Annotated in this window: 15 protein-coding genes and 1 tRNA gene; 6 read left to right on the top strand and 10 right to left on the bottom strand. The window is 67.8% G+C overall.

All coding sequences use genetic code 11. The features are described from left to right. Window positions 1–100 precede the first annotated feature (100 nt). Window positions 101–871: a peroxide stress protein YaaA gene (gene yaaA, locus AC6LJ9_RS21200; RefSeq protein WP_498149103.1), complete on the bottom strand. Its 771-nt coding sequence runs from the start codon at window positions 869–871 to the stop codon at window positions 101–103. A gap of 22 nt (window positions 872–893) precedes the next feature. Further along, on the bottom strand, window positions 894–1,676 hold the full coding sequence (locus tag AC6LJ9_RS21195; protein WP_498149102.1) for a 3-hydroxybutyrate dehydrogenase: 783 nt from the start codon (window positions 1,674–1,676) through the stop codon (window positions 894–896). Window positions 1,677–2,017: 341 nt separating this feature from the next. Here AC6LJ9_RS21195 and AC6LJ9_RS21190 point away from each other — a divergent pair. The 3 genes from AC6LJ9_RS21190 (at window position 2,018) to AC6LJ9_RS21180 (ending at window position 5,459) form a co-directional block, all read left to right on the top strand. Then, a tRNA-Ser gene (locus tag AC6LJ9_RS21190) sits at window positions 2,018–2,108 on the top strand. Between the two features lie 161 nt (window positions 2,109–2,269). Beyond that, on the top strand, window positions 2,270–4,033 hold the full coding sequence (locus tag AC6LJ9_RS21185; RefSeq protein WP_498149101.1) for a DKNYY domain-containing protein: 1,764 nt from the start codon (window positions 2,270–2,272) through the stop codon (window positions 4,031–4,033). 115 nt (window positions 4,034–4,148) lie between these two features. After that, the gene (locus AC6LJ9_RS21180) at window positions 4,149–5,459 is read left to right on the top strand and encodes an ATP-binding protein (protein ID WP_498149100.1); all 1,311 of its coding nucleotides are present in this window, start codon (window positions 4,149–4,151) and stop codon (window positions 5,457–5,459) included. Window positions 5,460–5,475: 16 nt separating this feature from the next. Here AC6LJ9_RS21180 and AC6LJ9_RS21175 read toward each other — a convergent pair whose 3' ends face one another. The 3 genes from AC6LJ9_RS21175 to pdxR form a co-directional block, all read right to left on the bottom strand. Then, window positions 5,476–7,095 (bottom strand): methyl-accepting chemotaxis protein, encoded by a 1,620-nt coding sequence (locus AC6LJ9_RS21175; RefSeq protein WP_498149099.1) that lies wholly within the window; start codon window positions 7,093–7,095, stop codon window positions 5,476–5,478. Window positions 7,096–7,382: 287 nt separating this feature from the next. Beyond that, a complete protein-coding gene (locus AC6LJ9_RS21170) occupies window positions 7,383–8,981 on the bottom strand; it encodes an EAL domain-containing protein (protein WP_498149098.1) in 1,599 nt (532 codons plus the stop codon). 55 nt (window positions 8,982–9,036) lie between these two features. Further along, the gene (pdxR, locus tag AC6LJ9_RS21165; RefSeq protein ID WP_498149097.1) at window positions 9,037–10,476 is read right to left on the bottom strand and encodes a MocR-like pyridoxine biosynthesis transcription factor PdxR; all 1,440 of its coding nucleotides are present in this window, start codon (window positions 10,474–10,476) and stop codon (window positions 9,037–9,039) included. A gap of 94 nt (window positions 10,477–10,570) precedes the next feature. Between pdxR and AC6LJ9_RS21160 the strand changes: the two genes are divergently transcribed. Further along, window positions 10,571–11,314, top strand: coding sequence for an NAD-dependent epimerase/dehydratase family protein (locus AC6LJ9_RS21160; RefSeq protein WP_498149096.1), 744 nt, complete (start codon window positions 10,571–10,573; stop codon window positions 11,312–11,314). An 18-nt stretch (window positions 11,315–11,332) separates the two neighbouring features. On the opposite strand, the gene AC6LJ9_RS21155 is transcribed toward AC6LJ9_RS21160, so the two are convergent. Then, window positions 11,333–12,532, bottom strand: a complete 1,200-nt coding sequence (locus tag AC6LJ9_RS21155; RefSeq protein ID WP_498149095.1) for an amidohydrolase family protein — start codon at window positions 12,530–12,532, stop codon at window positions 11,333–11,335. A gap of 43 nt (window positions 12,533–12,575) precedes the next feature. After that, window positions 12,576–12,773, bottom strand: coding sequence for a hypothetical protein (locus tag AC6LJ9_RS21150; RefSeq protein WP_212322720.1), 198 nt, complete (start codon window positions 12,771–12,773; stop codon window positions 12,576–12,578). Between the two features lie 203 nt (window positions 12,774–12,976). On the opposite strand from AC6LJ9_RS21150, the gene AC6LJ9_RS21145 reads away from it, so the two are divergent. Next, on the top strand, window positions 12,977–13,486 hold the full coding sequence (locus AC6LJ9_RS21145) for an ASCH domain-containing protein (RefSeq protein ID WP_498149094.1): 510 nt from the start codon (window positions 12,977–12,979) through the stop codon (window positions 13,484–13,486). Between the two features lie 298 nt (window positions 13,487–13,784). Beyond that, entirely contained in the window at window positions 13,785–14,123 is a 339-nt protein-coding gene (locus AC6LJ9_RS21140; RefSeq protein WP_498149093.1) for a virulence factor, read from the top strand. A 274-nt stretch (window positions 14,124–14,397) separates the two neighbouring features. On the opposite strand, the gene AC6LJ9_RS21135 is transcribed toward AC6LJ9_RS21140, so the two are convergent. The 3 genes from AC6LJ9_RS21135 to AC6LJ9_RS21125 all read right to left on the bottom strand — a co-directional run bounded on the left by AC6LJ9_RS21135 (window position 14,398) and on the right by AC6LJ9_RS21125 (window position 17,685). Next, entirely contained in the window at window positions 14,398–14,646 is a 249-nt protein-coding gene (locus tag AC6LJ9_RS21135; RefSeq protein WP_212314439.1) for a hypothetical protein, read from the bottom strand. A gap of 306 nt (window positions 14,647–14,952) precedes the next feature. Then, a complete protein-coding gene (gene serS / locus AC6LJ9_RS21130) occupies window positions 14,953–16,299 on the bottom strand; it encodes a serine--tRNA ligase (RefSeq protein ID WP_212314441.1) in 1,347 nt (448 codons plus the stop codon). Between the two features lie 45 nt (window positions 16,300–16,344). Next, a complete protein-coding gene (locus tag AC6LJ9_RS21125) occupies window positions 16,345–17,685 on the bottom strand; it encodes a replication-associated recombination protein A (protein WP_212314443.1) in 1,341 nt (446 codons plus the stop codon). Window positions 17,686–17,690 lie beyond the last annotated feature (5 nt).

Genomic DNA, 17,690 nt, shown 5'->3' with positions numbered 1-17,690 from the left:
GCGCCGGCCTGAGCGGGCGGCGCCGCCGCGCCGATATCGCGACGCCACAAGAAAATGGCCGCCCTGAAGGCGGCCATTTTCATTGCAGCAAGCCAGAAGCTCAGAGCTTGCGCCGGAACACCAGCTTGTCGACAGACGAGGCCGACGCGTCGTAGGCATAGCCTTCAAGATCGAAGCCCTGCAGCCCTTCGGGCTTGGCGACCTTGTGCTGGATGGCATAGCGCGCCATCAGGCCGCGCGCCCGCTTGGCGTGGAAGCTGATGATCTTCCAGGCGCCGTTCTTCCAGTCCTGGAACACGCACTGCACCACGCGCGCCTTGAGCGCCTTCAGGTCCACGGACTTGAAGTATTCCTCGGACGCCAGGTTGACGATGACCGGCGACTTCTGGCCTTCCTGGCGTTCGTTCAGGTACTGCGCGATCGAACTGCCCCAGTAGTCATACAGCGTCTTGCCCTTGGGCGTTTCCAGGCGCGTGCCCATTTCCAGGCGGTAGGGCTGCATCAGGTCCAGCGGACGCAGCACGCCGTACAGGCCGCTGAGGATGGCCACGTGCTCCTGCGCCCAGTCCAGCTGCTTGGCCGACAGCGAGGACGCGTCCAGCCCTTCGTACACATCGCCATTGAAGGCCAGCACCGCCTGGCGCGAGTTGGCCTGGGTGAAGCTGCGCTTCCAGCTGGCGTAGCGCTGCACATTGAGCTCGGACAACGCCGCGCTCAGGCTCATCAGCGCGGAGATGTCGTCGGCCGACTTGGTCTTGAGCACCTTGATCAGGCCGGCGGCCTGGTCGACGAACAGGGGCTGGGTATGCGTCTCGACGTGCAGCGGCGAGTCATAGTCCAGTTTCTTGGCGGGGGAAAGCAAAAACAGCATGAGTGAGGGTTCCTACCTGATGTCAGCGCGCGGTCCAGCCGCCGTCGACGGAAATAGTGGTGCCGGTGATCTGCGCGGCGGCGTCGGAAGCCAGAAAGACAGCGGTGCCTCCCAGCTGTTCCGGCGTGACGAATTGCAGCGAGGGCTGCTTCTCGCTGAGCAGCTCGCGGGCGGCGGCTTCCTGGTCCACGCCGTTCTTCTCGGCCAGCGCGGTGATCTGCTTCTCGACCAGCGGGGTGCGTACCCAGCCCGGGCAAATGGCGTTGGCCGTGATGCCCTGGCCGGCGGTTTCCAGCGCGGTGACCTTGGTGAAGCCGACCACGCCGTGCTTGGCGGCGACATAGGCGGACTTGTAGGCCGAGGCCACCAGCCCGTGGGCCGAGGCAATGTTGATGATGCGGCCGAAGCCCTGCTTCTTCATATGCGGCAGCGCGGCGGCGGTGCCGTGGAACACGGCCGACAGGTTCAGCGCGATGATGGCGTCCCACTTCTCGACCGGGAAGTCCTCGATCGGCGCGGTGTGCTGGATGCCGGCGTTGTTGACCAGGATGTCGATGCGGCCGAGCTGGCGCACCGCGTTGTCGATCAGGCCGCGCACGGCCTCGCCCTTGGACAGGTCGGCGCCGTCGTACACGACGCGCACGCCATGCTGGCTGGCCAACCCGGCGCGGATCTTCTCGATCTCGGCGGCGTCGCCGAAGCCGTTCAGGACGATATCGGCGCCCTGCTGGGCGAGCGCGCTGGCGATGCCGAGGCCGATGCCGCTGGTGGAACCGGTGACGACTGCGACTTTTCCTTTGAGCATGGGAATTCTCCTGTGATCTGGCGCGAGAGGCGGACGGTGAAGCGAGGCGTCAAGTGTAGCCGCGCCCGGCAAGACCCGCCTTGCCTGGGCGACAAGACGCCACGCGCACGGCCAGGACGCCGTCTTTTCCCAAACTGCGCCCTCGATTTTCGAAGGGGCTACACAAACCAAAAAATCTATGTATAATTGCGGGCTTCGCTGCTCCGACAACGTAGATCCTTCCGACCAGGGATCTAATCGCGGAAAGCCTGGGGTTTCAACCCCCCTTATCAAACCCGAAGCTTGGGTAGGAAAAGGGAAAAGCAAAAACCAGGACAACCGCCGTTACGGAACCCAGCCACGGAGAGGTGGCAGAGTGGTCGAATGTACCTGACTCGAAATCAGGCGTACGGTATCCCCGTACCGTGGGTTCGAATCCCACCCTCTCCGCCAGTATTTGAAAGCCCCCTGACTCGTCAGGGGGCTTTTTCTTTGGTTCGCGCATCGCGCCGCCATCTCCCGCCCTGGCGCCGCTTGCCCAACCCACACCCCCTGCTAGCATGTGCCAGGCCGTCAGGCCGACGACCCGCTCATCCGCAGAGGACCGTGAAGCAATGGCTGAACCGCTTTTCATCGTCGCCGATATCGACATCAGCGCCCCGGCGTTGCGCCGATGGCTGAAGTCCGCGCCCCTGTCCGCCGCGGCATTCGATGACTGGCCGGAGCCTGTCAGCCTTGGCGCTCCTGGCATCACCGAGCAGGCCGCGCCCGAGGAACCCAGCGTCGCCGATGCGCTGGTCAGCTACTGCGTGGACAGTTTCGGCCGGGGAGATGGGCATCTGCACTGCCAGCACGACGAGCAGGCGCATGCGCTCCGGTTCGCGGCGTGCTTCCAGTATGGCGACGAGGCCGGCGTCCTGGCGTCCGCGCTTTTTCTCTGCGCCTTGCTGCGCGGATTGGCGGACGCCTACACGGCAAGGCAACCGTCGCTCGTCCGCCTGTTCGACGCCGGCGCCGATCTGCTCTGGCTCGAGATCGGCAAGAAGTCCGCGCGCGTCCTGCCCGCTCCGGCGCATGCGCCGGCCGCGCCCGCGTGGTTCGACGACTGGATCAGCCAGGACAACCTGGGCGACCCGGGCAGGCTCATGGCCGCGCTGTTCCCTCCCCTGGCCCGCGCCCTGAAGAAGCAGCTGGCGCTGGGCGCGCTGCAGGCCAGCCCGCAAGCGCCCCACCGCTACGACAGCTGCTTCTGGACAGACGGCGAGCGCGTCTATCGCTGGCCTGGCGACGCGCCGGTGCAAGACGCCGCCCCCCTGACTTTCCGACGGGTCACGCCCGCCAATGCCATGGACTCGGCGTTCTACACGGATGGACGCCAGGTCTGGTACCACCGGCCCATGGTGGGCGCCGTGCCCGTGCAGCCGCTTGAACCCGGAACCGCCATGCAAGGCTGGCGGCCGTTCGGCTCCGACGGCGAGCCGATACTGCGTTGCGGCGATACCGTGTGGGCCGTCGCATGCATGGACTATCCCGATGGCGGGAACGTGCCGGACGAGGCGAACTACCCGCTAGGCGGCAATACCCCCGCCAATGTCGAGCGCGTCCTGGGCGGCATCGCCTCGCAGGGCGGCATCCCCACGTGGGAAAAGGCCTACGACTACGAATACCTGCGCCCCACGCGGGTGCTGGGCCAGTCGTTCGCCCATCTGAAAGACAGCCTGTTCGAAGATGGCGAATCCGTCTATGTCCAGGCGGCCCAGGGCCTGCTCCGCCTGGAGGGCGCGCTTCCCGGCATGACGACGGACCTGGGCGCGCTGAGCCTCAACAACGGGCGGATCTTCCATCGCGGACAGGCAGTCCGGCGCCAACCCGATGCCGCCACGTTGCGCCATGTCGGCCACGATCTGTACGCGGACGACAGGCGCGTCTACCTGCTGCGCCGCGAGATGAACGGCATCCATTCCCATCCGGTCCTGCGGATTCTGCAGGACGCGGATCCGGCACGCTTCCGAATCACGCACATCCTGCCAGATGCCATCCTCAGCGACGACGAACAGCAAGTCTGGCTCAACGGCGAACCCCTCCACGGCGTGACGCCCCGCGCCGTCAAGCTCATGGGCGTGTTCTTCTGGACGGACGGCGTCCACGTCTATCACTGCGAAAAACGGATTGCGCAAGCCGATCCGGCAAGATTCGAAGTGCTGGCCGACTCCGACTACGCGCGCCAGGACGAGGCCGTCTACTTCCGCGACCAACGGATTCCCGGCGCGGACGCGGCCAGCTTCGTCGCCGACGACATGAGCACGGCGCACGACCGGCGCCGGCGGTATCTGTTCGAGGAGCCGGTCGCGGGCCAGGATGCCGCCACGGGATCCTAGCCGCGCGCGGCTGGCCGGGGCGGCCCGCGCCTGGCCGGCGGGCGAATTCAACATAAAATACGGCGGCGCACTCCATGCGCCCAACTCCGGAGCCCCCCACGGCTCCGCGTCGCCGATGCTTAAATTCATCCTCCGCGTCTTCGTCGTCGCCGTCATCAGCTTCGCCGTCGCGTACCAGATCGTGAACCGCGGCCTGGGCTATCTGGTCGAGCCCATGGTCGAAGACCTGGCCGTGCGCACCATGCGCGGCCAGGTGTACGCGCTGCACAAGGACCTGGACCCCGTCGCCCCCGCCGACCGCGCCACTTTCCTGCTGCAGCAGGTCCTGCCCCACTACGGCCTGGAGCTGCGGCTGCTGGCGGACGCCCAGGTCCAGCCCACCGAGAACGAATTCCGCCAGATCGACACCGCCGGCTTCCTGATGCGCGACGACTTCGAGACCGTCGTCATGCCGCTGCCCGGCGAGCCCCGGCAATGGCTGGAAGTGAAGCTGCCGGGCGATGACCCGATGGACAAGGCGCTGACCTGGGGCGCCTGGATCGTGCTGAGCCTGCTGCTGACGGCCACGCTGCTGCTGCTGTGGGCGCTGCCGGTCTGGCGCGACATGGACGCGCTGCGCAACGCCGCGCTGCGCATGGGCCAGGGCGACCTGGGCATACGCGTGCGGCTCTCGCGCATCGCCGGCATCCGCCACATCGGCGAAACCTTCAATCAGATGGCCTCGCGAATCTCGGCGCTGATCGAGAACCAGCGCAGCATGACCAACGCTGTTTCCCACGAACTGCGCACGCCGCTGGCGCGGCTGTCCTTCGAACTCGACCTGCTGGCGCGCGAAGAGGCCGCGCCCAAGCGCGGCCTGATCATCCAGGACATGCACGCGGACATCGAGGAACTGCAGGGCATGGTGGCCGAGCTGCTGGTCTACGCCCGCCTGGAACGGCCCGCCGAGGAGTCCGTCAAGCTCGAGACCGTGGACACGCTCGACTGGCTGAAGGAAGCGCTGGCACTGGTCGCCTTCCAGGCCGAGGCCCGCAACGTGCAATGCCACATCCAGGAAGGCTACCCGGACCACATCGACCTGCATCCGCGCTACATGAGCCGCGCGCTGCTGAACCTGGTGCAGAACGCCGTGCGCTATGCCGACGGGCATGTGTACGTCTCGGTCACCGCCTGCCCCGAGGGCGGCTTCCAGCTCCTCGTCGACGACGACGGGCCCGGCATCCCGGCGGCTGAACGGGAGAACGTCTTCGAGCCCTTCATGCGCCTGGACGACAGCCGCGACCGCGGCACCGGCGGCGCGGGCCTGGGGCTGGCGATCGTCAAGCGGGTGGCGGCCAGCCACAATGGCAGCATCGAAGCCTGCGCCAGCCCGCTGGGCGGCGCGCGCTTCGTGTTGCGCTGGCCGGCCGGGACGAAGGCGGACTAGCGCCGGCGCTTGCCGCTCAGGACGCGGACAGCCGCAAGGCCGAAGCCTGCGACAGCGCGGCGGACGCATCGCCCTCCACATCCACCACCTGGCCGCCGCCCGGCAGGCGGAAGGCGCTGACGGCGCGCTTCAGGTCGGCGGCCTGGTCCTGCATGGAGCCGGCCGCGGCGGCGGCTTCTTCCACCAGCGCGGCGTTCTGCTGCGTGACCTCGTCCATCTGCGACACCGCGCGGTTGACCTGCTCGATGCCGTCGGCCTGCTCGGCCGAAGCGGCGGCGATCTCGCCCATGATGTCGGTCACGCGCTGCACCGAAGCCACAATGTCCTGCATGGTGGCGCCGGCGCGCTGGGCGCTGTCCGAGCCCTGGCCGATCTTGCCGACGGTGTCCTCGATCAGGCCCTTGATCTCCTTTGCCGCCTGCGCGCTGCGCTGCGCCAGCGTGCGGACCTCGGCGGCGACCACGGCAAAACCCTTGCCCTGCTCGCCCGCGCGCGCCGCTTCCACGGCCGCGTTCAGCGCCAGGATGTTGGTCTGGAAGGCAATGCCGTCGATCACCGACACGATGTCGGCGATCTTCACCGAGCTGGCCGAGATCGCGCTCATGGCGCCCACCACTTCCGAGACCGTGGCGCCGCCGCGCGACGCCGTGTCCGACGCCGCCGCCGCCAGCTGGTTGGCCTGGCGCGCGCTGTCGGCGTTCTGCTTGACGGTGGAGGACAGCTCTTCCATGGACGCCGCCGTCTGTTCCAGCGACGCGGCCTGCTGCTCGGTGCGCGACGACAGGTCGGTGTTGCCGGCGGCGATCTGGCCCGAGGCCGAGGCGATGTTGTCCACGCCGGCGCGGATCCGGGCGACCGTGGCGGCCAGGTTGCCGTTCATCGTCTGCAAGGCCCGCATCAGCTGGCCGATCTCGTCGCGCGAGCGCACGGCGATGTTGCTGGTCAGGTCATTGGCCGCCACGGTGCGCGCCACGGCCAGCGCGTCCGACAGCGGATGCGTGATGCTGCGGGTCAGCAGCACCGCCAGCAACAGCCCGCTGAGCAGGCCGATGGCGCCGATCACGATCATCCACAGGTTGGCGCTGGCATATTCGCCCTGGATATCCTCGGCGCGGGCGTCGATATCGGCGCGCTGCACGCTGGACAGTTTCGAGATCAGGTCGATGAACTGCCGCGTCGCCGGCAGGAATTCCTGGGCGAATACGCGCTCGGCGGTGGCCACGTCGCCGTCCTTCTTGGCCTTGAAGATGGTATCGCGCGTGCTCAGGTAGGCCTGGCGCGCCTTGGCGATGCCGGCCCACAGCTCTTTTTCCTCGGGGCTTTCGATCAAGGGTTCGATCTGCTGCTGCAGCTGCGAGGAATTGCGCGTGGACGCGGCCGCCTCGTCGGCGAAGAAAGTCGCCAGGCTGGCGTCGGCGCTCTTGGCGATCGCCGTGGTGCGGGTCACGCCGGAATGGATGTTGCGGGCCCAGTCGTTGACCAGCCGTTCCTTCACCAGCGAGCGCTGCGTGACGGTTTCCACCGAGCGGTTGATTTCAGCCAGCCCCAGCAGGCCGACCACGCACATGATGATGATCATGGCGAGCAAGACGGAGAAACCGCCGGCCAGGCGGGTTCCCAATTTCAGGTTTTTCATAGCTTCCCCGGTTTTCCCGCCGGCACCAGGCCGCCGGCCGTCAGGAAAATCCGCCCCAAGATAAGAGTCGATGTATCGGTAAATGCGCCAGCGGAGCGTTCGAGTTCGTGGATTTCCGCAATGGTCCAGGAAATGCTAGCAGCGGCGATCCGGCCGGCATCGCGGGAAATGGAGAAGGTTTTGACTCAAGCTCCAGGCTTTGCACGGCCGGCGCGGCGGCCGGCCAGGAAGTCTCCCGCCGTTGCGGGACGCCCGCCTTGACATCCCGCAAGCGGGAAGCGGCCGGCTCAGGCCGCCAGCGGCGCGCCTTCGCCCGGCATGCGTTGCGGCGGCGGCGTGCTCTCCACGTTGCGCAGGTAGTACTTGATGAACTCGACCGCCGGCATGGGCTTGCCATAGAGCCAGCCCTGGCCGAAATCGACTTCGCGCGCCTTGAGATAGTCGGCCTGGTCCTGGCGCTCGATGCCTTCGGCCACGGTCAGCAGATTGAGCGACCGGGCCATGCCGATGATGTGCTCGGTGACCTTGTGCGTGGCCGAATCGGTGCCGATGGCATCGACGAAGGTCTTGTCGATCTTCAACGAATCGAGCGGCAGGCGCTGCAGGTAGGCCAGGCTGGAATAGCCCGTGCCGAAGTCGTCGATGGCCACGGCGTGACCCAGCCGGCGCGCCTCGGCGATGACGGGACCGGCCGTGTCCACATCCATGAAACCGCGTTCGGTGGCTTCTAGCCAGATCTGGCGCGGCTCGATGGACGTGTGCAGCAGCATGCGCTCGAGCACCCGCAGCACTTCGCCGTCCTTCATGTCGCTGGCGCCCAGGTTGACCGAGATATGCACGCCACGGTCGACGGCGAGCAGCTCCTCCATGTCCCGGATCACCAGCCGGAACACCTCGGCCGTGATGCGCGGCAGGATGCCGTTTTCCTCGGCGATGGCGATGAACACGTCCGGCCGCATCTGCTTGCCGCCGGGCCGTTGCCAGCGCACCAGCGCCTCGGCGCCCACGCAGCGGCCCGAACGCAGGTCGATGATGGGCTGGTAGTGCACCGCCAGCTCGCGCCGGCTGACCGCGGTGGCCAGCTCGCCCGCCAGCGACAGGCGCCGGCGCGACAGCCAGCACACCAGGCCGATCATGACCAACGCGGTCATGCCGCCCATCGGCAGCCAGAGGTTGCGTTCGCGCCGCAGGGAACTCAAGGCCTCGCTCGCGGGCTCGAGCAGGACCACGGCGATGTCGTCACCGCGTGCGACGGCGCTCAGGTAGTCCTCTTCCACGTCGAGCTTGCCGCCATTGAGCGCCTGCGCCACCAGCATGAGGTCGGGATGGTTGTGGCTGCCCAGCATGCCCGAACCCGGCAGCACCAGCGCCATCTGCACGCCGTCGGCCGGCGTCAGCTGGATGAACCGGCCGGGCTCGATCAGCGCGCTGTAGTCGCCGTGGCGCACCGCCACCATGCGCAGGCCCGGACTCACCACCGGCACGGCGTCCAGCCGCAGCGCGGCGCCGTTCTTCAGGTGCAGATGCGACGGCTCAAGCCGCGCCTGATCTTCCGGTATGCCCCAGCTGGTGCAGCGCACGTAGCCGTCCGCGACGTAGGCCAGCTCATCGATGGAACGTTCCTGCAGCGACAAGGTCTGCATCATCCGCACGTGCTGCGGCGAACAGGGATCGATCCGCATGGCGTTCAGCCGGTGCAGCACTTCCACCGTCTGGTCCAGCATGCCTTGCGTGTACTGGAGGATGCGCTGCGCCTGGTTGTCCAGGCTCTGCTGCTCCAGCGCCACCGCGCGCGACCATGACATTTGCAGCGCGAAGCCGATCGGCAGGAAGGCGCCCGCTGCGGCCAGCAACACGGCAATTCCGATCACATACTTGCGCGGCATCGGGGCGGGTCTCAGGAGTTCGCTTCTGCGGCGAGGTTTTAGGCTTTTACACGCTTTATACGTCAAGCGCGCGTTTTAACTGACGCACACGCAATAATGTCTCATCCTCGGAGGCCAGATTCGTGAATCCCAACAACAGTCCCTGACGCGCCGCTTCCCCGGCATAGCGCGCCGACAGCGGCTGGGCGTTCAAGCCCGCCGCCTGGGCGCGCCGCGCCTGCTCGGCATCATCGCCATATCCTGGCAGCCGGACGATGAGGTGCATGCCGCCCTGCGCCAGTTCGATCTCTGCCCCCTCGCCGAAGGCCTGCCGCAGCGCCGCCGCCAGCAGGCGCCGGCGGCGGCCGTACAACTGGCGCATCTTCTTGAGATGGCGGGAAAAATGCCCTTCGGCCATGAAATCGGCGACGATGGCCTGGATCAGCTTGGGACTGCCGTTGGACCAGGCGGCCGCCGCCTGTCCGCAGGCCTGGACCAGCGGCGCGGGCGCCACCAGGTAGGCCAGCGCCAGCCCGGGGTAAAGCACCTTCGAGAAGCTGCCCGTGTAGATGACGCGGTCGTGCGCGTCCAGGCTCTTGAGCGCCGGCAACGGCGGGCCGGCGTAGTGGTATTCCCCATCGTAGTCGTCCTCGACCACCCAGGCGCCGGCCTGAGCCGCCCAGCCCAGCAGCTCGGCGCGTCGGGCCAGGCTCATGGAGACGCCCAGCGGCGCCTGGTGCGACGGCGTGACCAGCGCCATGCGCGCTCGCGGCGCCCGCTGGCGTCCGGCCTCCACGATCAGGCCTTCTCCATCCACAGGCACCGGCACGAGACGGCAGCCGTGGCGCTCCAGGACCTCGCAGGGCGGCGCGAAACCCGGCTCTTCCACCCAGACCGCGTCGCCGGGCGCCAGCAGCGCGCGCGCCAGCAAGGCAAGGCTGGCCCGATGGCCCGCCGTGACGAAGACCTGCCCCGGTTCGCAGGCCGCGCCGCGCGAGACCGACAGATAGGCCGCGATCGCCTGGCGCAAGGGCCAGTAGCCGGCCGGATCGCCGTAAGCCATGTCGGCCGGATTCAGGGCGCGCAACCTCCTGGCTGCCAGCCGCAGCCATTGCTTGCGCGGAAAGGCATCCAGCGCCGGCATGCCCAGCTGGAACGGCGGCGGCGCGGCGTCAAAGCCATGCATGGCCGCAGCGCCAGGCGCCGGCGCCACGGCGGCCTGCGCCGGCCGGCGGGGCATCCGCGCCGCGGCCGGCAGGCGCGGCGACACCACCGTGCCGGCCTGGCCCCTGGCCAGGAAATAGCCCTCGCCCATGAGCTGGCTGTAGGCCAGGTCCACCGTGCCGCGCGCCACGCCCAGTTCGCTGGCCAGGCTGCGCGCCGACGCCACCCGATCGCCCGGCGCCAGCAGGCCCTGCTCGATGGCATCGCGAAAGCGCCGGTAGATCTGGCGGTACAAGGGCTCGCCCTGGAGACGTTCCAGATCCGGCAGCGGAGTATGGGGAGGGGCTTTCATGGACCAGTATTCTTGTACAGATATGGCTCTTTCAACTGAGCCATCGTAGCCCTATTCTGCCAGCATGAACAACGGATCCAATGGAGCCATCGCAATGCAAGACCGAATTTTCCTGGCGGGCGCCACGGGCGCCATCGGCACGGCGCTGATTCCCCTGCTGCGCGCGGCCGGCTACGAGGTGCATGGCGCCACCCGCAGCGCCGATCGTTGCGCGTCCCTCGAAGCCGCCGGCGCGACGTCCGTCGTGGTGGATGTGTTCGATGCCGCCGCCTTGCAGGCCACGCTGGCCCGCATCCGGCCGCGCCATGTTATGCACCAGCTGACCGACCTGGCGCTGCTGGGCGACCCCGCCCGCGCCGGCGAGGCCGCGCGGCGCAATGCGCGCATCCGCGACGAAGGCACGCGCAATCTGGTCGCGGCGGCGCTGGCCGCCGGCAGCGAAACGCTGGTGGCCCAGAGCATCGACTGGATTTATGCGCCGCAGGCCGTCCGGCCCTGCGACGAGGAGCAAGCGCTGGACCTGGACGCCCAGGGCGACCGGCGCGTCAGCGTGATGGGCGTCGTTTCACTGGAACGGCAGGTGCTGGGCGCGCCCGGCATCACGGGCACGGTGCTGCGCTACGGCCGGCTGTATGGTCCCGGCACCGGCGCCACGACCCGGCCCGCGGCGAACGCGCTGCATGTGGAAGACGCCGCCTGGGCGGCGCTGCTGGCGCTGCGCCATGGCGGCGGCGTGTTCAATATCGCCGAGGACGAATCGGAAGTGAGCACGGCGCGGGCCCGCGCGGCGCTGGGCTGGCGCCCGGGCATGAGCGGGCTGCCGGCGGTCGCGACCTGAGGCCCGCGCGCCGCCATTTCAGCTGGCGGCGTCCTGCCCGTAGCGGGCAGCCACGATGCCGCCTGTCAGCACCAGCCTGCGCGGCGCGCGCTGCGCCACGGCCTCGGCCGCGCAGCTCGCGTCCACCAGCACCAGGTCGGCCCGCGCGCCCGGCGTCAGGCCGTAATCGGCGAAGCCGCAGGCGCGCGCGGCGGAGGTCGTCACGCATTCCAGGGCCCAGCCGATTTCCTCGTCGCGGCGCAGGTCGTTGCGCATCCCGATCAGCATGGCGCGCGCCAGCATGTCGGGTTCGCCATAGGGCGACCAGGTGTCGCGTATGCCGTCGTTGCCGCCGAAGATCGTCACGCCCGCCTCGCGACAGGCGCGCACGGACGGCACCGGCCGCGACGGCGGCGCGGTGGTGAGCAGCGCCACGTCCAGCGCGGCCAGACGCGCCAGCAATCCATCCAGCCGGCGCGCGTCCAGGGCGCCCAGGCAGAACGCGTGGCTGACCACGAGCCGGCCGGCCATGCCCAGCGCCTGGCAGCGGTCCAGCATCAGGTCGAGCGTGAAGGCGCCCAGCTCGCCGGGCTCGTGCAAATGTATGTCCAGCGGCTTGCCGTGGCGCTCGGCCAGATCGAAAAGCAGATCCAGGGAACGCGCCGGATCGCGATCGATGGCACAGGGATCCAGTCCGCCAAGCACATCGGCGCCCGCCGCCAGCGCGCGATCCAGCAGCTCCGCCGTGCCCGGCCGGATCAGCAGGCCGGACTGCGGAAAGGCCACGATCTGGATGTCGACGCGGCCCGCGAGCGCCTCGCGCGTGGCCAGCACGCCGTCCAGGTGCCGCAAACCCGCTTCGGTATCCACGTCCACGTGGGTGCGGATGCGCGTCGTGCCCAGCCGCAGGAAGGCCAGCGCCAGCGCCTGCGAATGCGCGCGGGCGCCGTGGCCGCTGGCGGCCCGCCAGGCGCGTTCATTGTCGATGCGGTCCGTCAGCGCCGAACCCACATCGTTGACGTACCAGGGCGATCCCCAGGTGGTCTTGTCCAGGTGGGCATGGCCCTCGACCAGGCCGGGCAGCAGCAAGGCGCCGCCGCCCTCTTCCACGGGCAGCGCGCGCCATTCGGGCGCCGAGCCGACGTTCTCGCCCAGGGCCGCGATGCGGCCCTGCCGAATCGCGACATCCACGCGCCGGCCATCCGGCGCGCGGACATTCTTCAGCAGCAAATCGGTCATTGGGGAATATCCCGCCGGCGGCACGCGCCGCCGGCCAGCCGGATCAGGCCTGGGGCGGTTCGATCCAGACGAAACGCTCGCCCTGGCGGAGCATGTCGGCCACGCCTTCGGGCGTCAGACGGTAATCGGTGCCCATGAGCGTGGCGCCGCCGTCGTCGTGGATGTGGATAACGGCCAGCGGATCATTGGCCATGGTGTACCAGTAGTAACCGGGCTTGAGATTGTGCAGGTTTGTGTTCATGGACCCAGTATACAAACAAGCCCGCGAATACCCCATGATCCCAAGTCAAAGATAAAAAATGTCGCAACGCGCCTGACACCGGACGCGTCAGGCGGCATACTCTTTGCGTGCCCCGGCCGAGACGCGCCCGACGCGCGATACGGAACGCCCGGCGGCGGCGCCATTCGCACACCAGCGTTGATTGCGAGGGAAAAAACAAACGTATGAAACGGCAGGCACTCCAATTCAGCGAGCCTCTCAAGCAAGCGATTCTGGACGGCTACAAGGTACAGACGCGACGCATCGTCAAACCCCAGCCCACCCAGCCCACCACGATCTGGTATGCCGACGCATCGGACTCCGGCAAATGGGTGGCCATGGGACCGTCCCGCAACGGATCGGCCGAACTGCGCAAGACCTCCTCCTGGATCAGCTGCCCCTACGGCAAGTCCGGCGAAAGTATCCAGCTTGCCGACGAATCGGGCACGCCCTTCGCCAGCGCGGTCGTCGTGGGCGTGCGCATCCAGCGCCTGCAAAGCCTGTCCGAAGCCGACGCCCGCGCCGAGGGCACGTTGGCGCTCTATCATTCATCGTCGTTGCTGCCTGGCGTGCCCCTGCAGACCGCCTTCGCGCTCAATTGGTGCGAACGCTACGGCACCCATGCCTGGGCGGCCAACCCCTGGGTCTGGGTGGTGGAATTCCGCCGCCGGCAGGACGGACGGCAGGAAAACTGAGCGCGCGATCCGCGCATGCCGTCGCGACCGCGCCACGCCCTCCCCCCAGATGGTGACCGCCTGTAACTCCATGGCGGAAATCAGCGGAATTCCGTCGCATTTCAGTCGATTTCAGCCCCGGGTTTACCAGAGCGGAAAGCGGATGCCGCAATGCAGCGTCGCCATGCCGTGACGCAGGGGGACAGTTGCGTATTGTCGCCATTGCGCCGGGGGCGCTTACCAATTCCACGATGAAAGGCGGGAAAATAGCGTCGACAACTACTCAACTTTGCTGCATCACGCAGCGGGCAGGTGCAACATGAACAAATGGCTTATCGCTGGCGCGACCGCCGCCGGCCTGGTGATATCCAGCGCGGCCATGGCTCGCGTGGACGTGGGCATATCCATCGGCGTACCGGGCGTCGTCTACCCGGCCGCTCCGGTCTACGTGGCGCCGCCCCCGCCCGTGTACGTGGCGCCGGCGCCCGTCTACGCGCCGCCCCCGCCCGTCTACTACCGCCCGGCGCCCGTCTATGTCGCGCCGCCCGTCATCTATCCCGCGCCGGTGTACTACCGCGGCGGCGGCCGCTACTGGCATGACCGCGGCGGCTACTACCGTCATGGCGGCTGGGGTCACGGTCACGGCCACCGCCGCTGATCCGGCGCGCAGCCAAGCAAAAGGCCACTCATTCGAGTGGCCTTTTTTTCGAGCAGCGCAGGCGCGCCGTTCGTAAGCTGATGCGCCAGGGGTCGGGGCGATGTCCGGTCGCCCGACGATATAGGCGAATCAGGCAGCGGGAACCTGTAGCGGCTTGCCGGCAGCGGCCGGCTTCGCCATAGGCGCCTGCTGAACCTTGCCGCCTTCCCAACGCGACGGCTCCTGGACCAGATCGATCCACCGGCGGGGTGCGCTCGACGCCCGCCACCAACCATTATGCGGACGCATGAGCAAACTCCGGTTCACCGTTGAAACGCACACCGTTGATTTCCTCGAACAGACTGCGGCTTTCCTGCTCCGCTTCGTCCAAGGTCGCGAACGGCTCCTGTCCGGGCACCGTCCAGCATTTTTCCGGCGCGCTGCCGCCAATGCGGCGGGTCCAGATCTGCACGCGGTAGCCCTGGCTCTCTTCCTGAGTCACCGAGCATCTCACGCGAAAATCTCCAATCATTCTTGAAGTCATGGATAACTCCTTTGTTATTTATAAGTGAATGATGCGTGTATACGCCTGCGTATTGTGCCGCAACTATCCGGCCCTTATATCGGATTACACAATTATTAACATTTGAACCAAGCACTTATCCGCGCAGATTAATCGGCAAAAGCGACAGGAATATGGCTGGCACGCATATCGCACAAGCCCATATGGGTGAACAAAACCGGGCCCGTGTTCCGAGCATAAAAAAAACGGACTCCCGAGGGAGTCCGTCATTTTTCCCTGCGTCCGGACGATGGCCGGACGCAGGAGGCTGGCGTCAGCCGCCCGCGCTCAGGGCTTGAGCACCGTCAGGCCGCCCATGTAGGGCTGCAGCGCCTTGGGCACGAGCACGCTGCCGTCCGGCTGCTGGTGGTTTTCCAGCACGGCCACCAGCGCGCGGCCCACGGCCAGGCCGGAACCGTTCAGCGTATGCACGTACTCGGGCTTGCCCTGGGCGTTGCGGAAGCGCGCCTGCATGCGGCGGGCCTGGAAGGTCTCGCAGTTGGACACCGAGGAAATCTCGCGCCAGGTGTTCTGCGCCGGCAGCCACACTTCCAGGTCGTAGGTCTTGGCCGCGCCGAAACCCATGTCGCCGGTGCACAGCAGCACCACGCGGTACGGCAATTCGAGCAACTGCAACACGCGCTCGGCATGGCCGACCATGTCTTCCAGCGCCTCGTAGGACTGGTCGGGCGCGGTGATCTGCACCATCTCGACCTTGTCGAACTGGTGCTGGCGGATCATGCCGCGCGTGTCGCGGCCGCCGCTGCCCGCCTCGGAACGGAAGCACGGCGTATGGGCGGTGAGCTTGAGCGGCAGCTCGGCGGCAGCCAGGATGGCATCGCGCGCCACGCTGGTCAGCGTGATCTCGGAGGTCGAGATCAGGTACTGGTCCTCGCGCACATATGGCTTGCCCTGGTCGTCGACCTTGGGATCGTCATCGCCGCCGCCCTTGGACACGGCGAACATGTCGTCCTTGAACTTGGGCAGCTGGCCCGTGCCATACAGCGTCGAGGCATTGACGATATAGGGCGTGTAGCACTCGGTGTAGCCGTGCGTGCCGGTCTGCAGGTCCAGCATGAACTGGGCCAGCGCGCGGTGCAGGCGGGCGATCGGGCCGCGCATGAACGAGAAGCGCGCGCCGGACAGCTTGGCGGCCATGTCGAAATCCAGGCCCAGCGGCTCGCCCACGGCGACGTGGTCGCGCGCTTCGAAGGCCAGCGGCTGCGGATTGCCGTCGGGGCCGGCGGCGGCCGGCAGCCAGCGGCGCACTTCGACGTTGTCGTCGGCCGACTCGCCCAGCGGCGCGCTGGCGTGCGGCAGGTTGGGCACCGACATGAGTAGCTCGTTCAGCGGCTGCTGCAGCGCGGCCAGCTCTTCTTCCAGCTGCTTCAGGCGCACCGGCACGGCCTGGGACTCGGCCATGACGGCGCTGGCGTCCTCGCCCTTGGCCTTGAGCTGGCCGATCTGCTTGGCCAGCGCGTTGCGGCGGGCTTGCAGGGATTCGGTCTCGGTCTGGACGGCCTTGCGGCGGGATTCCAGGTCGTTGAACCGTTCCGTGTCGAAGGACACGCCGCGGGTCTTGAGGCGGTCGACGACGGTTTGCAGGTCTTTGCGCAGCAGTATCGGGTCTAGCATGGTGATGTCGGTGAGGTTGCGGAGGGCAAGCGGGCCGGCGGCCCCTTACCGTTTCTTGGCGCGTTCCTGTGCGTCCAGCTCGCGCAGGAATGCCAGCTTTTGCTGGATTTTAGCCTCCAGGCCGCGGTCGGTCGGCCGGTAGAAGGAAGGATTCAATCCATCGGGGAAATACTGCTCGGCGGCGGCGTAGCCATGCGGCTCGTCGTGGGCGTAGCGATAGGCCTTGCCATGGCCCAACTGCTTCATCAGCTTGGTCGGCGCATTGCGCAAGTGGATGGGCACCGGCGCGCTACCGTGCTCGGCCGCGAACTTGCGGGCCTGGTTGTAGGCGTTGTAGACGGCGTTGGACTTGGCGGCGCAGGCCATGTAGACCACCGCCTGGGCCAGCGCCAGCTCGCCTTCGGGCGAGCCCAGCCGCTCGTAGATGTCGGCGCCGTTGACGGCCAGGTCGGTGGCGCGCGGATCGGCCAGGCCGATGTCCTCGACCGCCATGCGCACCAGCCGGCGCGACAGGTATTTGGGATCGGCGCCGCCATCGATCATGCGGCAGAACCAGTACAGCGCCGCGTCCGGATTGGAGCCGCGCACCGCCTTGTGCAGGGCGCTGATCTGGTCGTAGAAGGCGTCGCCGCCCTTGTCGAAACGCCGCAGGTTCTGCGATAGCGCGATTTCCAGCCAGGCCGCGTCCACGCTGTCGCGTCCGGCGGACTGGGCCGATTCGGCCACCACTTCCACCGCGCTGATCAGCCGGCGCGCATCGCCGTCGGCCCAGGCCGCCAGCTGCTCGCGCGCGTCCGGCTCGACGCGCATGGCGGCGCCGGCCTCCAGGCCGTCGTTGAAGGCCGCGATGGCGCGATCGACCAGCAGCTGCAGCTCCTCGGGCGTGAGCGATTGCAGCACGTAGACCCGCGCCCGCGACAGCAAGGCCGAATTGACCTCGAACGAGGGGTTCTCGGTGGTCGCGCCGATGAAGGTGAACAGGCCGCTTTCGACATAGGGCAGGAAGGCATCCTGCTGCGCCTTGTTGAAGCGGTGCACCTCGTCCACGAACAGGATGGTGCGCCGCCCCTGCCCTTGCGCCACCTGGGCCACTGTAACGGCGTCGCGGATGTCCTTGACGCCGCCCAGCACGGCGGAAATGGCGATGAACTGGGCATCGAAGCCATCGGCCATCAGGCGCGCCAGCGTGGTCTTGCCCACGCCGGGCGGCCCCCAGAAGATCATGGAATGCGGCCGGCCCGATTCGAAGGCTACGCGCAGCGGCTTGTCCGGGCCCAGCAGGTGCGACTGCCCGACCACGTCGGCCAGCGTGCGCGGACGCAGGCGCTCGGCCAGGGGCACGTAAGGCCGATGGGCAGGATCGGCCGCGAAGAGATCGTTGCTCATTGGCA

This window comes from Achromobacter sp. 1011811831 (assembly GCF_059760905.1).
The sequence above is the reverse complement of the archived record's forward strand: the minus strand, read 5'-3'. Positions and strand labels throughout refer to the sequence as shown.